Below are 2457 nucleotides of genomic sequence, written 5' to 3'. Positions count from 1 at the left end.
TGCCGGTGCGCGGGTCGGTGGGTTCGCAGCCTGTCTGCGGCGCTCGGCGGCCCCGCGTGGGGCGTCAGCCGGCGCTGCGCACGCGCGGCCCCGAGGCGAGCTTGGCGTCGTCCGCCGGCTGCTCGGCCTTCTCGTCGGCCGTGGGCTGCTCCTCCTGCCGTCGGCGCCGCAGGAGCGGCGACTCCGACACGGCGGCGAGCGCCACCAGGCAGGCGACGCTTCCGATGAGCAGCGCGAGGATCTGGAGCGCGGCGAGGAAGGGGTTCATGGTGCACCTCACGATGGGACCGTCTTTGGCAGGGCAGTATTCTCCCACGATGGAGGACTGCTCCGCAGGGGTCTTGACGCGGGGCATCCGCCTCGTCACCCCTCGGACCCGTCGTGAAACGTTGGATGCCGCGGCGCGGCGCGGCGCCCGTCGGGTTCGTCACCCCGGCGACGCCACGAGGTGCGTCAGGCCCGGCGCGGCGTCGACTCGCGCAGCACGACCTCCGTGGCGACGGCGCCCTCGGCCGCCAGGTCCTCGTCGCCGAGGGCCAGGCGCAGCGCGCGGCGGCCGATCTCCTCGAGCGGCACGCGCACGGTGGTGAGCGGCGGAGTGACGTCGCGCACGGTGGGCACGTCGTCGAAGCCCGCGACGGCGAGGTCGACGCCGGGGGTGAGGCCCGCGTCGCGCACGGCCGACAGCGCACCGACCGCCATCACGTCGTTCGCGGCGAAGATCGCCTCGACGCCGTGGAGTCCGCGTTCGATGAGGGTGGTGGTGCCGTCATAGCCGCCGTCGCGGGTGAAGTCCGCACGGATGACGTCGTCGTCGGCGAGGTCGATGCCCGCCTCGGCGAGTCCATCGCGGAACCCGGCGAGGCGGTCGGCGGCCGTTCGCAGCCCCTCACGGGCGGTGACCACGGCGAACCGGCGATAGCCGAGCCCGACGAGTTCTCGCGCGAGCGCAGCGGCACCGACGCGGTTGTCGAGCAGCACCGTGCGGAAGTCGTACTCGTTGCGGCTGATGAGCACCACCCGCCCGCCCGCGCGCTCGTAGGCGGCGAGCTCCTCGCCCAGCGCGCCGTCGGTGGGGTCGGTGGTCGGCCGCGAGCCGGCGAGGATCATCACCCGGGGACGCTGGCCGCGCAGCGTGCGCACGAGTTCGAGCTCGCGATCGGGGTCGCGTTCGGTCGCCGCCATCGTCACGATGAGCCTCTCCGTGTCGGCCTCGGCCACCACGCCGGCCGCGATCGAGGAGAAGTACGGGTCGGCGATGTCGGCGACGAGCAGCGCCACGGTCGTCGTGGTGCCGCGCGCGACCGCCTGCGCCGACAGGTTGGGGGAGTAGTCGAGCCGGGCGGCGGCCTCGAGCACCCGCTGCCGGTACTCCTCGTTGACCTTGCGGGTGCTGCCGTTCAGCGATCGGGATGCGGTCGCGAGCGAGACGCCCGCCTCGCGCGCCACGTCGTGCAGCGTCGCCGGTGCGTTCCGGCTGGTCTGGATGCCGCCGTCGGTCATCGGTCCTCCTGCAGTCTGCCGCCCCTCGGGGCGACTCTACCCCGCCCCCTCATCGTCGACCGGGCACGTTTGGCCGTGAGTGCGTGTGCTGATAGAAATGGTAGCAATTCGAGATAGCGCTTTCCCAGCTCATCCGGCGGCGATTCCCCAGTGGTGGGATGCCTTGGGGGAAGCGCTTTCTCTCCCGACGACCCGAGTGGAGCAGCGATGGCGCAGGAGCGGTACGGACTCATCGGCACGGGCAGCCGGGCAGGGATGTACATCGGTGCCCTCACCGGCACCCAGCTCGGAGCCGAACGCGTGCCCGAGGTCGCCGAGCTCGTGGCCTGGAGCGACGTGAACCCGGGCCGCCTCGACGTGTACGAGCGCCAGGTCGTGGCGGCGGGGCATCCGGTGCCTGCTCGGTATTCCGTCGAGGACCTCGAGCGGATGATCCGCGACGAGCGGCTCGACCGGGTCATCGTCACGACGCCCGACTTCACCCACGCCGACTACGTCGTGCGCGCCCTCCGCTCGGGCGCCGACGTCGTCGTCGAGAAGCCGCTCACCATCGACGCCGAGAGCGTGCGCCGCATCGGTGCCGCGATCGCCGAGACCGGGCGCGAGGTCATCACCACGTTCAACTACCGCTACAGCCCGCGCAACTCGACGCTCCGGCAGGTCATCGCCGCCGGCGACATCGGCGCGGTGACGTCGGTGCACTTCGAGTGGGCGCTCGACACGGTACACGGCGCCGACTACTTCCGACGCTGGCACCGCCAGAAGGCCAACTCGGGCGGCCTGTTCATCCACAAGGCGTCGCACCACTTCGATCTCGTGAACTGGTGGATCGCGGCGACGCCGGTGCGCGTCTTCGCGAGCGGCGGGCTGCGGTTCTACGGCGCCGAGAACGCGGCGGCCGGCTCGTCGCTCGTCGCGAACTGGATCATCGTGGCGCTGCTGCTGCGGCTGTCC

3 protein-coding genes are annotated in these 2457 nt (G+C 72.2%); 1 reads left to right on the top strand and 2 read right to left on the bottom strand.

The window, feature by feature from the left end; genetic code table 11:
• Positions 1–64: 64 nt before the first annotated feature.
• Together GH736_RS21180 and GH736_RS21175 are read right to left on the bottom strand one after the other, a co-directional pair.
• Positions 65–268: a hypothetical protein gene (locus GH736_RS21180; protein WP_159606833.1), complete on the bottom strand. Its 204-nt coding sequence runs from the start codon at positions 266–268 to the stop codon at positions 65–67.
• Between the two features lie 185 nt (positions 269–453).
• Positions 454–1503, bottom strand: coding sequence for a LacI family DNA-binding transcriptional regulator (locus GH736_RS21175; RefSeq protein WP_159606831.1), 1050 nt, complete (start codon positions 1501–1503; stop codon positions 454–456).
• A gap of 207 nt (positions 1504–1710) precedes the next feature.
• Between GH736_RS21175 and GH736_RS21170 the strand changes: the two genes are divergently transcribed.
• Positions 1711–2457, top strand: a 747-nt coding sequence (locus GH736_RS21170) for a Gfo/Idh/MocA family protein (RefSeq protein ID WP_159606829.1), incomplete at its 3' end; no start/stop codon positions are given.

This window comes from Agromyces humi (genome assembly GCF_009720255.1).
Classification (GTDB): domain Bacteria; phylum Actinomycetota; class Actinomycetes; order Actinomycetales; family Microbacteriaceae; genus Agromyces; species Agromyces humi.
The sequence above is the reverse complement of the archived record's forward strand: the minus strand, read 5'-3'. Positions and strand labels throughout refer to the sequence as shown.

Bases quoted from the DNA above. Each gene is read 5' to 3' on its own strand.
- GH736_RS21180 (WP_159606833.1), bottom strand. From the start codon at position 268: ATGAACCCCTTCCTCGCCGCGCTCCAGATCCTCGCGCTGCTCATCGGA.
- GH736_RS21175 (WP_159606831.1), bottom strand. From the start codon at position 1,503: ATGACCGACGGCGGCATCCAGACCAGCCGGAACGCACCGGCGACGCTG.